15 protein-coding genes are annotated in these 16,851 nt (G+C 71.0%); 3 read left to right on the top strand and 12 right to left on the bottom strand.

Annotated features, from left to right (window positions below):
- Positions 1 to 2: 2 nt before the first annotated feature.
- Entirely contained in the window at positions 3 to 1,400 is a 1,398-nt protein-coding gene (gene lpdA, locus AC1DIW_RS04410; RefSeq protein WP_478106598.1) for a dihydrolipoyl dehydrogenase, read from the bottom strand.
- A 174-nt stretch (positions 1,401 to 1,574) separates the two neighbouring features.
- Here lpdA and AC1DIW_RS04405 point away from each other — a divergent pair, with 174 nt between their 5' ends.
- Positions 1,575 to 1,880, top strand: a complete 306-nt coding sequence (locus AC1DIW_RS04405) for a DUF3311 domain-containing protein (RefSeq protein ID WP_442279021.1) — start codon at positions 1,575 to 1,577, stop codon at positions 1,878 to 1,880.
- Positions 1,877 to 3,550, top strand: coding sequence for a monocarboxylate uptake permease MctP (gene mctP, locus AC1DIW_RS04400; protein ID WP_478106597.1), 1,674 nt, complete (start codon positions 1,877 to 1,879; stop codon positions 3,548 to 3,550). Before AC1DIW_RS04405 ends, mctP begins: the two co-directional genes overlap by 4 nt.
- Positions 3,551 to 3,658: 108 nt before the next feature.
- On the opposite strand, the gene AC1DIW_RS04395 is transcribed toward mctP, so the two are convergent.
- From AC1DIW_RS04395 to ileS, 11 genes are all read right to left on the bottom strand, one after another.
- Positions 3,659 to 4,795, bottom strand: a complete 1,137-nt coding sequence (locus AC1DIW_RS04395; RefSeq protein ID WP_478106596.1) for an FUSC family protein — start codon at positions 4,793 to 4,795, stop codon at positions 3,659 to 3,661.
- An 85-nt stretch (positions 4,796 to 4,880) separates the two neighbouring features.
- Positions 4,881 to 6,890 (bottom strand): penicillin-binding protein 2, encoded by a 2,010-nt coding sequence (gene mrdA / locus AC1DIW_RS04390; RefSeq protein WP_478106595.1) that lies wholly within the window; start codon positions 6,888 to 6,890, stop codon positions 4,881 to 4,883.
- The gene (locus AC1DIW_RS04385; protein WP_478106594.1) at positions 6,887 to 7,387 is read right to left on the bottom strand and encodes a rod shape-determining protein MreD; all 501 of its coding nucleotides are present in this window, start codon (positions 7,385 to 7,387) and stop codon (positions 6,887 to 6,889) included. Before AC1DIW_RS04385 ends, mrdA begins: the two co-directional genes overlap by 4 nt.
- Positions 7,384 to 8,229, bottom strand: coding sequence for a rod shape-determining protein MreC (gene mreC, locus AC1DIW_RS04380; RefSeq protein WP_478106593.1), 846 nt, complete (start codon positions 8,227 to 8,229; stop codon positions 7,384 to 7,386). The genes AC1DIW_RS04385 and mreC overlap by 4 nt, the downstream gene beginning before the upstream one ends.
- A 4-nt stretch (positions 8,230 to 8,233) precedes the next feature.
- On the bottom strand, positions 8,234 to 9,268 hold the full coding sequence (mreB, locus tag AC1DIW_RS04375) for a rod shape-determining protein MreB (protein ID WP_478106592.1): 1,035 nt from the start codon (positions 9,266 to 9,268) through the stop codon (positions 8,234 to 8,236).
- An 18-nt stretch (positions 9,269 to 9,286) separates the two neighbouring features.
- Positions 9,287 to 9,715: a nucleoside-diphosphate kinase gene (ndk, locus tag AC1DIW_RS04370; protein WP_478106591.1), complete on the bottom strand. Its 429-nt coding sequence runs from the start codon at positions 9,713 to 9,715 to the stop codon at positions 9,287 to 9,289.
- Positions 9,712 to 10,131, bottom strand: coding sequence for a DUF4233 domain-containing protein (locus tag AC1DIW_RS04365; protein WP_442279013.1), 420 nt, complete (start codon positions 10,129 to 10,131; stop codon positions 9,712 to 9,714). Before AC1DIW_RS04365 ends, ndk begins: the two co-directional genes overlap by 4 nt.
- A gap of 42 nt (positions 10,132 to 10,173) precedes the next feature.
- Complete coding sequence (locus tag AC1DIW_RS04360) at positions 10,174 to 10,620, bottom strand: hypothetical protein (protein WP_442279012.1); 447 nt, start codon at positions 10,618 to 10,620, stop codon at positions 10,174 to 10,176.
- A 37-nt stretch (positions 10,621 to 10,657) separates the two neighbouring features.
- Positions 10,658 to 12,049 (bottom strand): bifunctional folylpolyglutamate synthase/dihydrofolate synthase, encoded by a 1,392-nt coding sequence (locus tag AC1DIW_RS04355; protein ID WP_442279011.1) that lies wholly within the window; start codon positions 12,047 to 12,049, stop codon positions 10,658 to 10,660.
- The gene (locus tag AC1DIW_RS04350) at positions 12,046 to 12,606 is read right to left on the bottom strand and encodes a GNAT family N-acetyltransferase (RefSeq protein WP_442279010.1); all 561 of its coding nucleotides are present in this window, start codon (positions 12,604 to 12,606) and stop codon (positions 12,046 to 12,048) included. The genes AC1DIW_RS04355 and AC1DIW_RS04350 overlap by 4 nt, the downstream gene beginning before the upstream one ends.
- Positions 12,607 to 12,644: 38 nt before the next feature.
- Positions 12,645 to 15,938, bottom strand: coding sequence for an isoleucine--tRNA ligase (gene ileS / locus AC1DIW_RS04345; RefSeq protein WP_478106590.1), 3,294 nt, complete (start codon positions 15,936 to 15,938; stop codon positions 12,645 to 12,647).
- Between the two features lie 335 nt (positions 15,939 to 16,273).
- On the opposite strand from ileS, the gene AC1DIW_RS04340 reads away from it, so the two are divergent.
- Positions 16,274 to 16,807 carry an NUDIX hydrolase family protein gene (locus tag AC1DIW_RS04340; protein WP_442279008.1) on the top strand — a complete coding sequence of 178 codons (534 nt, stop codon included), beginning with the start codon at positions 16,274 to 16,276 and terminating at the stop codon, positions 16,805 to 16,807.
- The last annotated feature ends 44 nt before the right edge of the window (positions 16,808 to 16,851 follow it).

Raw genomic sequence — 16,851 nt, 5'->3', positions numbered from 1 at the left:
GCTCAGAAGTTGATCATGTGTCCGGCGATGCCGTGGACGGCTTCCTTGACCGCCTCGCCGAGCGTCGGGTGCGCGAAGACGGTGCGCGACACCTCGTCGGCGGTGAGGTCCCAGGTCTGCGCGAGGTTGAGGACCGGGAGCAGCTCCGTGACGTCCGGACCGATCAGCGCAGCGCCGAGGATCTCGTTGTGCTCGGCATCGGCGATGACCTTGACGAAGCCCACGGGCTCGCCGAGCCCCATCGCCTTGCCGTTGGCCGAGAAGGGGAAGGTCGCCGTCTTGACATCGTGACCGGCCTCGCGAGCCTGCGCCTCGGACAGGCCCATCGAGCCGATCTGGGGCTGGCAGTAGGTCGCCCGCGGGATGAAGCGGAAGTCGATGGCCATCGTCTCGACTCCGGCGATCGTCTCGGCCGCGACGATGCCCATCGCCTCGGCGACGTGGGCGAGCATGAGCTTGGCGGTGACGTCACCGATCGCGTAGACGTTCGGCACGTTGGTGCGGCCGAACTCGTCGATGGCGATCGCGCCACGCTCGGTCAGCTCGACACCGGTCGACTCGAGGCCGAAGCCCTCGGTGCGCGGCGCGAAGCCGATCGCCGAGAGGAGGCGGTCGGCCTCGAGGACCTGCTGGTCGCCGCCGGCTGCGGGGCTCACCGTGACACGTACGCCCGAGCCGGTGTCCTCGACGGACTCGACCTTCGTGCCGAGCATGACCTTGACGCCGAGCTTCTTGTAGTGCTTGAGCAGCTCCTTGGACACGTCGGCATCCTCGGTGGGCACCATCCGGTCGAGGAACTCGACGATCGTCACGTCGACGCCGAAGTTCTTCATGACGTAGGCGAACTCGACGCCGATGGCGCCGGAGCCGGCGATGATGATCGAGCCGGGCAGCTCCGGGTCGAGGATCTGCTCCTCATAGGTGACGACGTTCTTGCTGACCTCGACGCCCGGGATCATGCGGGTGACCGAGCCGGTCGCGAGGATGAGGTTGTCGAAGGTGATCGAGCGCTTCTCACCGGAGTTGAGAGCGACGTCCATCGACGACGCCGAGGTCAGCGTGCCCCAGCCGTCGATCTCCTCGATCTTGTTCTTCTTCATGAGGAAGTGGACGCCCTTGACGATGCCCTCGGACACCTTGCGGCTGCGGGCATGCGTCGGGCCGAACGACATGGTCGCGTCACCCTCGATGCCGTACTTCGCCTTCTCGTGCGTCAGGGTGTGCGCGAGCTCGGCGTTCTTCAGCAGCGCCTTGCTCGGGATGCAGCCGACGTTGAGGCAGACGCCGCCCCAGTACTGCTTCTCCACGACGGCGACCTTCTTGCCGAGCTGCGACGCGCGGATCGCCGCGACGTAGCCACCAGGACCGGCACCGAGCACAACGACATCGAAATCAGCCATGGCGACACCCTATCCGTGCGCCCGAGACGTCCGGACCGCGCCCGCCCGCACATCACGATCTGCACAGACCTTGGCAACTTGCTGTGTCGCAGACCACCTGGGAGGCCGCCGCAAGAGTAAGTTTCCGCGACGCACGGCCGAACTCTTCCGGCCCGACCAACGGAGGTCACCCGCGTGAGTACCACTCCGCACCGCCACCAGGCGCCGCCGGCGAACAAGGGCCTGCTGGCCCTGGCCGCTGTGCTCCTCGTCATTCCCATCGTCGCCCTGATGCTCGTGGGCACCTACGCCAAGGACGAGCCGCGTCTCGCCGGCTTTCCCTTCTTCATCTGGTACCAGTTCCTGTGGGTCATCATCTGCTCGGCCCTGACCTACACGGCCTACCGCCTCGTCCTCAAGGCGCGTCCGCACGTGCCGATGAACCCCGAGGGTGATGCCTTCCTCGACGACGACGCGTCCCGAGAGGACGGCACCCGATGACCGCCATCGCACCGGCCGCCGACACGGGTGGCGTCAACGGCGTCGCGCTCGCCGTCCTCATCTTCTTCTTCGTCGTCGTGGCCGGCGCCGGCTTCTGGGCCGCGCGCTGGCGGCGCCCCGAGAGCATGGAGAGCCTGGAGGAATGGGGCCTCGGTGGGCGCTCCTTCGGCACCTGGGTGACGTGGTTCCTGCTCGGCGGCGACCTCTACACGGCCTACACGTTCGTCGCGGTGCCCGCCGCGATGTGGGCCTTCGGCGCCGTCAACGGCTTCTTCGCCGTGCCCTACACGATCATCCTCTACCCGATCATCTTCATCTTCATGTCGCGCCTGTGGTCCGTCTCGCACCGCCACGGCTACGTGACGCCGGCCGACTTCGTCCACGGGCGGTCCGGCTCGCGCGGCCTGTCCCTGGCCGTCGCGGTCACCGGCTTCCTCGCGACGATGCCCTACATCGCGCTGCAGCTCGTCGGCATCCAGGCCGTACTCGAGGTCGCCGGCGTCGGCAGTAGCGGCAACTGGGTCGCCAAGGACCTGCCGCTCTTCGTCGCGTTCCTCGTCCTCGCGCTCTACACCTACACCTCGGGCCTGCGCGCGCCGGCGCTCATCGCGTTCGTCAAGGACATCCTCATCTACATCGTCATCATCGTCGCCGTGATCTACCTGCCCTCGAAGGTCGGCGGCTGGGGGCACGTCTTCGACTCCGCCGAGCAGAAGATGAAGACGACGACCAACGCGGCGACGGGCAACCCCAACGTCTTCATCCCCGGACCGAAGGCCTACTGGGCCTACGCGACCCTGGCCCTCGGCTCGGCGATGGCGCTGTTCATGTACCCCCACTCGGTCACGGCGACGCTGTCGGCCAAGGGCCGCAACACGATCCGCAAGAACGCCGCGATCCTCCCGGCATACTCCTTCCTGCTCGGCCTGCTGGCCCTGCTGGGCTGGGTCGCGATCGCCGCCGGCACCAAGCCGGTCGGCCTCGACGGCAAGGTCAACGGACAGCTCGTCATCCCGCAGCTGTTCGAGGACATGTTCCCGTCGTGGTTCGCCGGAGTCGCCTTCGCTGCCATCGCCATCGGTGCGCTCGTGCCGGCGGCGATCATGTCGATCGCCGCGGCCAACACGTTCACGCGCAACATCTACAAGGCGTGGCTCAAGCCCGACGCGACGGTGCAGCAGGAGGCCAAGGTCAGCAAGCTCACCTCGCTCGTCGTCAAGGCGTTCGCGCTGATCTTCGTGCTGACGCTCGACAAGAGCAACGCGATCAACTTCCAGCTCCTCGGCGGCATCTGGATCCTCCAGACGTTCCCGGCGCTGGTGTTCTACCTCTACACGCGGTGGTTCCACCGGTGGGCGCTGCTCGCCGGCTGGGCGGTCGGCATGGTGTACGGCACGCTGGCTGCGTACAACGTGACGAACAAGGCGACCGGTGCACCCTTCGCGGGGTCCGTGGCCAACATGCCGGTGGTCGGCCAGCTCGGCTACATCGCGGTGACGGCCTTCGCGTTCAACGTCGTGGTGGCCGCGGTGCTGACCCTCGTCCTGCGCGCCCTGAAGGCGCCCGAGGGCCAGGACGAGACGATCCCCGCCGACTACTTCGCCGACGCCGGCGACCCCAAGGTCGAGAAGATCGAGGTCGGTCCGCACGAGCTGACGCCGTCCGCCTGACGGGTCAGAGCACGTATGCGCAGGGCCGGGTCCGCACGGACCCGGCCCTGCGCGCGTCCCCGACCCGCCCGACCGGGGATGACGAGGCGGCCCCGGGTGGGGTGTGGGTCACGAGGAGCGAGGACGTTCGGGCGGGAGGGCGGCGGTGGCCTGGTCGACGTCGAGCCCGGTCACCTGGAGCAGGTCCACCACCGTCGACCGGATCTGGGCCAGGATGGTCTCGGTCGCGAGGCTCGGGGTGCGCGGCACCTCCCCCGTCGCCGCCGCGACCAGCAGCAGCGCCGGCCGGCCGATCTCGGGCGAGGCGTTCTCCGACAGGGCCCGCGCGATGACGTCCGTGGCGGCCGCGAGCTCGAGCAGGAGCGCCTCGTAGCCGGGCGGCAGGGACTCGCCGCGTCCGACCGCCACGGTGACGCGGCGCACGAGCACCCGCGTGCTGCGCATCGCCCGGTCGAGGGGCTCCACGAGGTCGACCATCTTGCGCACACCCGGCTTGTGGTGCCGCTTGAACGGCGACGACGTGATGACCGACAGGCCCTCGTCCGCCGCCGACCTCAGCTCGCGCAGCAGCGACTCGGTCCCGCGGGCCGAGGCGAGCACTTCCGCAGCCCCCTCGACGTCCCCGTCATGGGCACTCGCCGCCGCGCGCCGGAGCAGCTCTCCGATCTTGCGCACCGCCTCGGCGGCCGCGACCCGGGGGCGCCGCAGCGGCGCCTGGGGCACGACGGTCGCCGCGACCAGGGCGACGCCGCCACCGATGAGCGCGTCGGTCCAGCGACCGAAGGCCTGGCCGGGAGTCGCGACCAGCGCCGCGATGACGATGCCCTGCACCGCTGACTGGGTGACGATGACCGGGCTGCCGTCGAGGAGGGTCGCGATCGCCATCGAGACGAGGACGACGGCCGAGATCTGCCACGGACCGCTGCCCGCGACGTGCACGAACACATCCGCCGTGAAGACGCCGACCGCCACCCCGATGGCGACCTCGAAGACCCGCCGCAGCCGCTGCCCGTAGGACATGCCGAGGCAGACGACGGCCACGATCGGGGCGAAGAAGGGCGACGGGTGGTGGAACACGTCGGTCGCGACCCACCAGCCGACACCCGCCGCCACGGCGCACTGGACGATGAGGAAGATCCGTGACCGCAGCCGCTCGAACCGGGTGCGGACGCTGAGTCGGCTGTGGTCCCAGGCGCGGTCGAGGGCCTCGACGACCGGGGCGTCGCTCCTCAGGTAGTCGTCCACGGACGCACCTCTCGTCAGGTCCCGCCCCGGTCGGACGGGAGTCGTGCAGGTCGTGCGGGTCGTGCACGTCGTGCCGTCGTGCGGGCTAGAGGCCCAGGGCAAGGATGGCATCGAAGATCTGTCGCACGGCAGGGGCCGCGACCTTCGAACCGGAGCCGCCCTGCCCGACGACGACCACGACGGCGTACTTCGGCTTCGTCGTCGGCCCGTAGCCCGCGAACCACGCGGTGGCCTGCTTGCCGAACACCTCGCCGGTACCCGTCTTGCCGGCGAGCGGGTAGCGGTCCTGCGGGAAGCCCTTGAAGGCCGTACCGGCCGAGCCACCGGGGCGCGTCACGTCGCCGAGGGCCGAGCGGACGTAGGCCAGCACGTCGGGTCGCAGAGGCACCGTGGCGACCCGCCTCGGCGGGATCGCCGTCGTCGCCCCGGCCGGCGTCCGGTAGCCGGCCGCCACCTGCGGCTGCCACAGCGTGCCGCCGTTGGCTATCGCGGCGTAGACGCCTGCCATCTGCAGGATCGTCACGGCCGTGTCGCCCTGCCCGATGGAGAAGTTCACGGCGTCACCGGCGCGGTACTGGTAGCCCGCCGTGCAGTTCTCGGACGCGAGCCGCGTGAGGTAGTCGGACCGAGCCTTGTCGGTGCGCGCGACCTCGGGATAGCCGGTGCTCGCCCGCTTGCACGTCTGCGCCCGGGTCGCGAGCCAGTACTGCTCCTTCCACGCGCGGTCGGGGACGCGACCGGCCGCCTCGCCGGGCAGGTCGACGCCGGTGCGCCGGCCGAGCCCGAAGGCCTTCGCCATCGCGACGAAGGGGTCTGCGGCCGTCACGGGGGCCGTGAGACCGCCCTGCGCCAGCCACGCGGCATACGCGAGGCGGTAGAAGACCGTGTCGCACGAGACGACGAGGGCCTTGTGCAGGTCGATGGGGCCGTAGCCGCGCGACTCGTAGTTGTTGAAGACGCGACCGCCGACCGAGACGTTCGGCGAGCAGTCGAAGGTCCCCGTGAGGTCCGCCCCGGCGTTGACGGCCGCAGGCACCGAGATCACCTTGAACGTCGACGCGGGCGGGAAGGTCTCGGCGGTGAGCCGGGACCGGAGCGGCGTGCTGGCCCGCTCGTCGGTCAGGCGCGCAAGGTCGGGGGCGGTGATGCCGCCGGCGAAGACGGACGGGTCGTAGGAGGGGTAGCTCGCGGCGGCCACGACGGCGCCGTTGGTGACATCGAGGACGACCGCGGCGGCGGTGTCCGCGCGCAGGTGGTCGGCCCGGGCCGCGGCGACGGCCCGGACGAGAGCGGCCTCCGTGCGCGCCTGCAGCCGGGCGTCGAGGTGGGTGACGACGTCACGCCCGGGCACGGCCGGGGTCGAGCTGACGGTGCCCGTGACGATCCCGCGCGGGTCGATGGCGACGACCGTGCTGCCGTTCGAGCCGCGCAGCACCGAGTCGTACTGCTCCTCGAGACCCGACCTGCCGACGGCGTCCTCCGCGTCGATGCGTCCCTGGCCACGCGTCACGTCGTCGGCGCCGGCCCGGGCGACCCAGCCGAGCAGGTGCGACGCGAGGGCACCGTCGGGTCGGGGGTAGGCGCGAGCGGGCTCGGCGGTGACGCCGACGCCGGGGAACTTCTCCGGCTGCTCGAGCAGGGTCAGGGCCCGACGGGCGTCGACGCCGATCGCCACCGGGATGGGCACGTAGGGCGAGCCGTTGAAGCAGGCGGGCGCGGCCGGAGCGCCCTTGGTCCCGCACAGCATCGTCTTGCCCCACAGCCGCTCGAACGGCAGGCCGAGCACTGCGGCGACCCGGGTCACGAGGTCGCGGCCGCCGTCGCGGGAGTCGACGAGCACCGAGCGCTGCACCGTGACGACGGTGTCGAAGGTGTTCTCGACGAAGGGCGCCCCGAGGCGGTCGAGGATGCGACCGCGCAGCGCGTGCTCCGTCACCGTCCGGGTGTTGACGGTGACGGCGGCCCGGGCGAGGTCAGGACCCTGGACGAGCTGGAGCTGACCCAGCCGACCCAGCAGCAGCCCGAAGAGTGTGACGAGCAGGACGAGGACCACGCCGACGACCCCGACTCGGGAGCGCCGGGGACGCGCGCTCATCCGAGTCTCCGGCGCACCAGGGCCCGATCGAGCGCGAGGAGGGGCGGCAGCAGCAGGCCACCCACGGCCACCGTCGCCACGAGCCGCCACAGGTCGTCGGCGGGCTCGACGCCACCCTCGGCCAGCACGGCGGACCCGAGGCGGCCGACGAGCACGACGGCGGCCGCAGCGAGCAGCGCGACCGGGGCGCGCAGTCGGGAGCGGGAGGACGTGCGGCGGAAGGAGCCGGCGACGAGTCCGGCGACCATCATCACGAGGGGGGTGAGCCCGAGCGGGCTCCCGACCGGCGGGACCAGCTGGACGACCCAGCCGGCGAGCAGTCCCACGAGGGCGCCGTGGACGGGGCCGCGGAGTGCCGCCGTCGCGACGACCCCGACGAGCACGAGGTCCGGCACCCACCGCGGCGGCACGCCGAGACGGGGCAGCAACGTCGCCACGACGAGGGCCGTGACGAGGACGTATGCCGTCCGCAGCACTCCCAGCAGCGTCGGCCTCATCGTGGGGTGCCCGTCGAGGCTTGCGTGGCACGGGTGGCCGCTCTCGGCGTGCTCCGTGCGGATGGCACCAGGACGGCGACGACGTCGATCGCGTCCGGGTCGACCGCGGGGCGCACCGTCGCGCTGCGGGTCAGCTGCCCCCGGTCGGGGTCGACGGCCGTCACGGTCCCCACGACGATGCCGGCGGCATACGGGGTCTCGTCGATGCTGCCGAGGGTGCGCACGACGTCACCGACGACGGGGGTCGACGGGACGACGCTCGACAGCCGGAGCGAGCCGCGGGGACGCGACTCGGAGTCGCCCGGGGCTGACGGCGACACCGTGCCGAGCGTGCCGGCGGGTCCGACGCGCACGGCAACCACCGAGCCGGCGCTGCCCAGCACCTGGACGTCGCTCGTCCAGGGCGACACCGCCACGACCCGACCGACGAGACCGTCCGCCGCGACGACCGTCGAGTCCGCGCGGATGCCGTCGCGTGACCCGACGTCGATGGTGACGCTGCGCCCTCCGAGCGGGCTGAGGTCGGTGGCGACGACACGCGCCGGGATCAGCGAGCGGCCCTTGGTGACGCTGGACCCGAGCAGCTCGTCGAGACGGGCCAGCTCGTCGAGGCGGTGCTGCTGCTCCGCGGTGACGGCGCGCAGCCTGGTGTTCTCGACCTCGACCGCAGCGAGCTCGTCACGCGGGGCCCCAGCCAGGGCGCGCTGGACGGGACCGAGCACGAGGCCTCCGGCCCGGCGCACACCGTCTGCGACCCCCGAGCCGGCGAGGTCCGAGACGAGGAGCGCGAGGGTCAGCGACGCGAGGACGACGAGGAGACGGCGGCGGAGGGTGGGCTGCATGCGGCTAGAGGCGGTGGTCCCCGACGAGGACGCGCTCGAGGCTGTCGAAGTCGTCGACGCAGCGGCCGGCCCCACGCGCGACGGCGCGCAGCGGGTCGTCGGCGACCTGGACGGGCACGCCGAGCTCGTGGCGCATCCGTTCGTCGAGGCCACGCAGGAGCGCTCCGCCTCCGGTCAGGGTGATGCCGCGGTCGAGGATGTCGCCGGCGAGCTCGGGTGGGCAGACGTCGAGCGTGGCCCGGACGAGCTCGATGATCTGGAGCACCGGTGTCTCGATGGCCCGGCGCACCTCGGCCGAGCTCACCTGCACCGTCTTGGGCAGTCCGGTCACGAGGTCGCGCCCGCGCAGTCGGGTCGTCAGCTCCTCGCGGAGCGGGAAGACCGAGCCGACCGCGACCTTGATGTCCTCGGCGCTGCGCTCTCCGAGCAGGAGGGAGTACTCGCTCTTGACGTGGCTGACGAGGGCCTCGTCGATCTCGTCGCCCGCGATGCGCAGCGAGCTCGACGTGACGATGCCCCCGAGGCTGATGACCGCGACGTCGGTCGTGCCGCCGCCGATGTCGACCACCATGCTCGCGGCCGTCTCGTAGACCGGCAGCCCCGCACCGATGGCGGCGGCCATCGGCTCCTCGATCATGTAGACGCGACGCGCACCGCACCGGGTGGCGGCGTCCTCCAGGGCGCGACGCTCGACGCCGGTGACCTCGCTCGGGACGCAGAGCACCATGCGCGGGCGGACGAGCCGCGACGTGCGCACCTGGTCGATGAACCACCGCAGCATGCGCTCGGTCTCGTCGGCGTCGGAGACGACGCCGTCGCGCAAGGGGCGAACGGCGCGGATGGTCCCCGGCGCGCGGCCGAGCATCTCCTTGGCGCGGCTCCCCGCGGCGACCAGCCGTCCGCTGCCGACCTCGACGGCGACGACCGACGGCTCCTCGATGACGACCCCGCGCCCACGCACGTGAATGAGGGTGTTCGCGGTGCCGAGGTCGATCGCGAGGTCACGCCCCAGGGGGCGCAGCCACGATCGGGAGGTCATGTCCAGATTGTGCCCTGATCAGCCCGCGAGATCGGGGAACCAGATGCCGATCTCGCGTGTGGCGGACTCGTGGGAGTCGGAGCCGTGCACGATGTTCTGCTGCACCTTGGTGCCCCAGTCGCGCCCGAGGTCGCCACGGATGGTGCCGGGAGCCGCGTCGGTCGGGTTGGTGGCGCCGGCGAGGCTGCGGAAGCCCTTGACGCAGTCCTGGCCCTCGACGACGACGGCCGCGACGGGACCCGAGCTCATGAACTCGACGAGGGGCTCGTAGAACGGCTTGCCCTCGTGCTCGGCGTAGTGGGCCGCGAGCTGCTCGCGAGTGGGCGTCAGCACGGAGAGGGCCAAGAGCTGGTAGCCCTTGCTTTCGATGCGCCGCAGCACCTCACCGGTGAGGCCGCGCTGGAATCCGTCGGGCTTGACGAGGACGAGGGAGCGTTCGATGGTCACCCGTCCACCCTATCGGCCGGGTCTCCCTCGCCCGCCGCCGCTCGGCGCCGCGCCATCTCGGCGTCGACCTGGGCGCCCTTGACGAGGCAGGTGACCCACAGGGCGAGGAAGAAGAGCCCGACGACGAGCATCATCGGCACGACGAGGGCGCTGAGCAGGGTGAGCGCCTGCACCACCCAGCCCAGCGTCACGCCCCAGGGACGACGCATGAGTCCTGCAGCCACGATGCACAGGGCGCCGAGACCGAGGCCGACGACGAGGTAGGCCGTGCTCGACGCGTCGCCACCGTCGGTCGCCGCGATCGCCCGCGCCACGAGGGCGCCGAGCAGGATGCAGATGGACTGGCCGCCGAGCACCGTCGCGAGCATGCGGAAGGTGAACTTGCCGGTCTGGCCGTGGAAGATGATCGAGCGCATGGAAGGGGGTCGCCTCGGCTGTCTGGTGGTGTGCGGTGTGGCTCAGTAGTTCTGTGCGGTGTCCCAGGTGCGGATGATGGCCCGCGCCTCCGAGTCGCTGGCTCCGGTCGCCTCGGCATAGAGGCTCATCGCGTCCTCGCGCCGCCCGGCCAGGATCAGCTCACTGATCCTGGCGCGGGCCTCGTCGGTGAGACGGCCGTCGGTGTACGACGCCGCCGCGTCACGCACGCCCGGGCCACGACCCGGGACGAACCAACCGTCGACGGCGCGCTTGGCGTCGGCGAGCGGAGCCCCGGTGGCCTCACGGTAGATCTTGATCGCGTTGAGCTTGTGCCCGGCGCTGATCTCGCGGCTCACCCTGGCACGAACGGTGTCGGTGAGGCCGACGAGCTCCCGGTCGGGATCCTTGCGGCCCATGACCCGACCCCAGACGACGACCGCCACGCCGACGAGGACGAGGAGGACGACGAGCTTCACCAAGGGGTGCATGGGTGCCAGCCTAGGTCGGGGCGAGGGGCGGTCAGGTTCAGACGTCGGTGTGGCCGAGCAGCAGGCGCACCTCGCCGGCCGTGATGACCGACCCGGTGGCGATGACGCCGCCACCCATGCCGTCGGCCTCGGCGAGGGTCACGGCCTGCTCGAGGGCGTCGGGCAGGTCCCGGACGACGGTCACCCGGGACTCGCCGAAGAGCTCGACGGCGAGCTTGCCGAGGTCCTCGGGCCGCATGGCGCGCGGCGACGAGGAACGGGTGACGACGATGTGGTCGAGGGCGGGCTCGAGCACCTCCAGCATGCCGGCTGCGTCCTTGTCGGCGACGATGCCGACGAGGCCGACCAGTCGGGTGAACGCGAAGGCCTCCTCGAGCGCCGTCACGAGCGAGCGGGCGCCGTGCGGGTTGTGGGCCGCGTCGACGAGGACGGTCGGTGAGCGTCGGACGATCTCGAGGCGTCCGGGCGAGGTCATCGCCGCGGCCGCCGCGGTCAGCACCTCGGGCTCGATGCGCTGCTCGCCGCCACCGATGAAGGACTCGACGGCCGCCACGGCGGTGGCGAGGTTGCTCGCCTGGTGCGCGCCGTGGAGCGGGAGGAAGAGGTCGGCATACTCCCCCGCGAGGCCGCGGATCGAGACCTGCTGCCCGCCGATGGCGACCTCGCGGGCGAGGACGCCGAAGTCGTTGCCCTCGAAGACGATCCGTGATCCACCGACCTCCTCCACGCGGTCGATGAGCACGCGGGCGACGTCCTCGTCCTGGACACCGGACACGGTGACCGAGTCGGCCTTGATGATGCCGCTCTTCTCCTCCGCGATGGAGACGACGTCGTCGCCGAGCAGGTGGGTGTGGTCGAGGTCGACCGGGGTGACGACGGCGACCTGGGCGTCGATGACGTTGGTCGCGTCCCACGAGCCGCCGAGGCCGACCTCGATGATCGCGACGTCGACCGGGGCGTCGGCGAAGGCGGCGTAGGCGAGCGCGACCAGCACCTCGAAGAAGTTCATCCGGCGGCCGCCGGACTCGAGGGACCGGGCATCGACGAGCTCGATGAGCGGCGCGACCTCGTCGTAGGCGGCGATGAACTTCTCGCGCGGGATCGGCTTGCCCGACAACGTGATCCGTTCACGGATGTCGTGCAGGTGCGGCGAGGTGAAGCGTCCCGTGGACAGGCCGCTCTCGCGCAGGATCGCGTCGATCATCCGGCTCGTCGACGTCTTGCCGTTGGTGCCGGTGAGGTGGATCGATGGGTAGGTCCGCTGCGGGTCGCCGGCGAGCTCCATGACCGCGCGGATGCGGTCGAGCGACGGGCCGATGTCGTTCTCGGGGGCGCGGGCCAGGATCTCCTCCTCGATCTCGCGCATCCGCTTCATCTCCTCGAGGTTGCGGGCCGCCTCGAGGGATGCGGCATCCGGGCGGCCGCTCATGACGACGCCCCGCCGTTCAGCTCGCGGACCATCCACACACTCTCCGGAAGCCCGGAACCCGGCCTCTCGCGGTGGGTCTCGGCGAACCCGTGCCTGACGTAGAAACGCGCCGCCTGCTGGTTGCCCTCGAGGTAGGACAGCGTGATGCGCGGGTGCTCGCTCTCGAGCGCCCGTTCGACGACGGCGTCCAGCAGGCGAGAACCGATCCCCTGCCCGTGGTGGCCGGGCAGGACGTAGAGCTTCCACAGCACGAAGGCGTCGTCCTGCGGGCCGAACGTCGCCACGCCGACGACGTCGTCCTCCTCGACGGCCACGAGGGTGCGCCCCTTGCGGATCGAGTCGGTGACGACGTCGCTCGTCCACCATTTCGCGAGGCCCATCGCGACGTACTCCGGACCCGCGATGGGTTCGTAGGTCGCGAGCCACGTCCGGTGTCCGACGGACAGCACTCCCGTCAGGTCGTCGCCCACGGCACCTCGGATGATGACGCCGTCTGCGGCGGCGCCGTCGGTCGCAGTCCCCAAGGCGCTGCCATGGGGGTCGGGGGTCGTGCTCACGTCAGCGTCCTCCAGCTCGTGCCCGCGGTTGGCGGCGATCATCGCTTGACCACCAGGATCGTCGCCGGGTGGTTGTCGCCGACGACGACGTCGGTCGGCGTGCCCGGCAGTCTGCCGGCCAGCGCGTGGTCGCGTCCGGCGGCGGCGAACTGCGTCGCGAGCGTCTCGCCGACGATGAGGTCGCGGTGGGTGACCGTCGCCTCGAACACCTCAGCCCCACCGAGGACGGTCAGGCTGATGCGGTCGCTGACGTGCAGCCCGGTGTCGCGACGGGCCTGCTGGACGGCGCGGACGAGGTCGCGAGCCAGGCCCTCGGAAGCCAGGGCGGGCGTCACGGCCGTGTCGAGGACGACGAAGCCTCCCGAGGGCAGCATCGCCGTGGCACCGGCCTCGGCGGCGTCGCCGGCGACGACGGTCTCGAGGGCGTACTCCCCCTCGACGAGCGCGAGACCGCCGGCGGTGACGGTGCCGTCGGCGTCGACGCTCCAGTCGCCCGACTTGCTGCCCTTGATGGCGCGCTGGACGTCCTTGCCCAACCGAGGCCCGGCCGCGCGCGCGTTGACGGTGAGGCGCTGGCTGACCCCGAAGTCGGACTCGCTCGCCGAAGCGAGCTCGACGAGGGTCAACGCCTTGACGTTGAGCTCGTCCTGGATGATCCCGCGGAACGGCTCGAGCCTCGCCGGCTCGGGAGCCACGACGGTCAGCTCGGCGAGCGGCAGGCGGGCCCGCAGGCCCCGGGCCTTGCGCAGGCTGGACGCCGTCGAGCAGATCTCGCGCGCCCGGTCCATCGCGACGACGAGCTCGTGGTCGGCCGGCAGGTCGTCGACCGTCGGGTAGTCGGCGAGGTGCACCGACCGCTCCCCCGTCAGCCCGCGCCAGATCTCCTCGGTGACGAGCGGCAGCAGGGGTGCCGTGGCGCGCGTGACGGTCTCGAGGGCCGTCCACAGCGTGTCGAACGCCGCGAGCGACCCGTCGCTCTCGCCGCCCCAGAACCGGTCCCGCGAGCGGCGGATGTACCAGTTCGTCAGCACGTCCAGGAAGCCGCGCATGGTGTCGCACGCGGCGGCGATCTCGTAGGCGTCGAGCTGTTCGGTCATGTCGCCGACGAACTCGCGCAGCTTGGCGAGCAGGTAGCGGTCGAGGACGTCGGTCGAGGCCGTCGAGCGCTTCGCCTCGTAGCCCTCGCCGCCGCGCGCGGTGTTGGCGTACAGCGCGAAGAAGGACCAGGCGTTCCACAGCGGGATCATCACCTGGCGCACGCCGTCGCGGATGCCCTGCTCGGTGACGACGAGGTTGCCGCCGCGCAGGATCGGGCTGCTCATGAGGAACCAGCGCATGGCGTCGGCGCCGTCGCGGTCGAAGACCTCGCTCACGTCGGGGTAGTTGCGCAGCGACTTGCTCATCTTCTGGCCGTCGGAGCCGAGCACGATCCCGTGGCTGACGCACGTCTTGAAGGCAGGCCGGTCGAAGAGCGCCGTGGCGAGGATGTGCATCGTGTAGAACCAGCCGCGCGTCTGGCCGATGTACTCGACGATGAAGTCGCCCGGGAAGTGGTGCTCGAACCAGTCGGCGTTCTCGAACGGGTAGTGCACCTGCGCGAAGCTCATGGATCCAGAGTCGAACCAGACGTCGAGGACGTCCTCGACCCGGCGCATCGTGGACCTCCCCGAAGGGTCGTCCGGGTTCGGGCGCGTCAGATTGTCGATGAAGGGGCGGTGCAGATCGGTGACCTCGACACCGAAGTCACGCTCGAGCTCCTCGAACGAGCCGTAGACGTCGACGCGCGGGAACTCCGGGTTGTCGGACTTCCAGACGGGGATCGGGCTGCCCCAGAAGCGGTTTCGCGAGATGGACCAGTCGCGGGCGTTGGCGAGCCACTTGCCGAACTGGCCGTCCTTGATGTGCGAGGGGGTCCACTCGATCTCCTGGTTGAGCTCGAGCATCCGCTCCTTGATCTTCGTCACCTCGACGAACCACGACGAAACCGCCATGTAGATGAGGGGCTCGCGGCAGCGCCAGCAGTGCGGGTAGCTGTGGTCGTAGGTCTCACGGCGCAGGAGCACCGTGCCTGCCGTGACCGAGCCGGTCTCGCCCTCGCCGCGGGTGGCCGCCTTGAGGTGGTCGATGATGTGGGCGTTCGCGTCGAAGACGTGCATGCCCTCGTAGTCGGTGACCGGCCAGAGGAACCGGCCGTCGGGGCCGACGGGGATGACCGGCTCGATGCCGGCCGCGTCGGTGACGATCTTGTCCTCCTCACCGAAGGCACCGGCCGTGTGCACGAGCCCGGTGCCGTCCTCGGTGGTGACGAAGTCGGCCGGGAAGACGAAGTGCGCGCGCTCGTGCCCCCGGTAGTACGAGAACGGAGGCGTGAAGGCACGGCCGATCAGGTCGGCGCCCTTGAGCCGCTGGACGATCCGCTCGTCGAGCGTGGCCCGGTCGACGTCCGGGCCGAAGAGGTCCTTGGCGTATGCCGCGAGGCGGGCTTCGCCGATGACGTAGCGCTCCGTCGTGCCGGTGACGTCGGACTCGACGACGACGTAGTCGATGTCAGGGCCGACCATGATGCCGAGGTTGGCCGGCAGGGTCCACGGCGTCGTCGTCCAGACGAGCGCGAGCTCGCCGGTCTCGAGGCGCAGGCCGATGGTGACGGCCGGGTCCTGGCGCATCTTGTAGACGTCGTCGTCCATGCGCAGCTCGTGGTTGGACAGCGGCGTCTGGTCGTTCCAGCAGTACGGCAGCACGCGGAAGCCCTCGTAGACGAGGCCCTTGTCGTGGAGCTGCTTGAACGCCCAGATGACCGACTCCATGTAGTCGGGCTCGAGCGTCTTGTAGTCGTGGTCGAAGTCGACCCAGCGGGCCTGGCGCGTCACGTAGTCGCGCCACTCGCCGGTGTACTTCAGCACCGAGCTGCGGCACGCGTCGTTGAACCGGTCGATGCCGAGCTCGACGATGTCCTGCTTGGTCTTGAGGCCGAGCTGGCGCTGCGCCTCGAGCTCGGCGGGCAGGCCGTGGGTGTCCCAGCCGAAGCGGCGCTCGACGCGCTTGCCGCGCATCGTCTGGTAGCGCGGGACGATGTCCTTGACGTAACCGGTGAGCAGGTGGCCGTAGTGCGGCAGGCCGTTGGCGAACGGCGGCCCGTCGTAGAAGACGAACTCGTTGTCGCCGTCGGTCCCGGCCTCGCGGCCCTCGACCGACGCGAGGAACGTGCCGTCCTCGGCCCAGTACTTCAGGACGCGCTGCTCGATCTCGGGGAAGCGCGGGTTGGACGGGACGCCGGAGCCGGTCGCGGGCTGGTCGGCGTCGTCGTTCGTGGTGACCCGGGGGTAGGTCATGCTCGTGGTCTCCTGCGTTCGCGTCTGTTGGTCGCTCGTCTGGTCACTCGTCCGTGCCACGAGGACGACGTCTCCTGCCGGAGTCTGCCGCGGTACCACCCCGCTTGCCGCACGCTCCCACCCTCTCGGGCAGACGGCATACGGCCGCTCTTGTCGAAGGCTGTGACGGGCCCACCCGTCCGGGTCTAGTGGGGGCTTGCGCCCTGTTCTTCCGGAGGCTCGCCGCTGATGACGGCTCGAACGCCTGTGCGCGCCAGTCTAGCCTGATCGACCGGATATGCCGGCCTGCTGAGACCGGGCCCGAGGCCGCGGGCCGCGTTTGGCAGGATGACGTCATGACCGAAGTGGACACGACAGGTGCATGGCTGAGCCGCGAGGACCTCGACAACGCCCGGGACCGGCTGCCGATCCTCTACGTGCACGCGATCCCGGTCCGGGTCGACGACCGCGGCGTCGTCACCCATGTCGGGCTGCTGCTGCGGGCCGACAGCGACGGCGGCATCGGTCAGGAGGTCGTCGGCGGCCGAGTGCTCTACCACGAGCGCATCCGCGACGCCCTCGTGCGCCACGTCGAGAGCGACCTCGGCCCGATGGCGCTCCCCCGGATCCCGTTGTCGCCGCAGCCGTTCACGGTCGCCGAGTTCTTCCCGACGCCTGGCGTCACTCCCTTCCACGACCCTCGCCAGCACGCCGTCTCGATGGCCTTCGTCGTCGCGGTCACGGGCGACTGCCGGCCTCAGCAGGACGCCCTCGACCTGTCCTGGGTGACCCCCGAGGAGGCCGCGTCGATCGCGGTCCGGGGCGAGATGTCCGGCTCCCACGGCGTCCTCGTGCGGCAGGCCCTCGCGCACGTCGGCTTCCCCGTCTGAACGTCAGCGGGCCACCGCCCGCACGGCACTCGCTCAGGGACTTC

The organism is Terrabacter sp. 01T434, from assembly GCF_056398545.1.
The sequence above is the reverse complement of the archived record's forward strand: the minus strand, read 5'-3'. Positions and strand labels throughout refer to the sequence as shown.

Excerpts from the sequence above, each read along its gene's own strand:
- lpdA (WP_478106598.1), bottom strand. The coding sequence starts at position 1,400 with ATGGCTGATTTCGATGTCGTTGTGCTCGGTGCCGGTCCTGGTGGCTAC.
- mctP (WP_478106597.1), top strand. The coding sequence starts at position 1,877 with ATGACCGCCATCGCACCGGCCGCCGACACGGGTGGCGTCAACGGCGTC.
- mrdA (WP_478106595.1), bottom strand. The coding sequence starts at position 6,890 with ATGAGCGCGCGTCCCCGGCGCTCCCGAGTCGGGGTCGTCGGCGTGGTC.
- AC1DIW_RS04385 (WP_478106594.1), bottom strand. The coding sequence starts at position 7,387 with ATGAGGCCGACGCTGCTGGGAGTGCTGCGGACGGCATACGTCCTCGTC.
- mreC (WP_478106593.1), bottom strand. The coding sequence starts at position 8,229 with ATGCAGCCCACCCTCCGCCGCCGTCTCCTCGTCGTCCTCGCGTCGCTG.
- mreB (WP_478106592.1), bottom strand. The coding sequence starts at position 9,268 with ATGACCTCCCGATCGTGGCTGCGCCCCCTGGGGCGTGACCTCGCGATC.
- AC1DIW_RS04365 (WP_442279013.1), bottom strand. The coding sequence starts at position 10,131 with ATGCGCTCGATCATCTTCCACGGCCAGACCGGCAAGTTCACCTTCCGC.
- AC1DIW_RS04360 (WP_442279012.1), bottom strand. The coding sequence starts at position 10,620 with ATGCACCCCTTGGTGAAGCTCGTCGTCCTCCTCGTCCTCGTCGGCGTG.
- AC1DIW_RS04355 (WP_442279011.1), bottom strand. The coding sequence starts at position 12,049 with ATGAGCGGCCGCCCGGATGCCGCATCCCTCGAGGCGGCCCGCAACCTC.
- ileS (WP_478106590.1), bottom strand. The coding sequence starts at position 15,938 with ATGACCTACCCCCGGGTCACCACGAACGACGACGCCGACCAGCCCGCG.
- AC1DIW_RS04340 (WP_442279008.1), top strand. The coding sequence starts at position 16,274 with ATGACCGAAGTGGACACGACAGGTGCATGGCTGAGCCGCGAGGACCTC.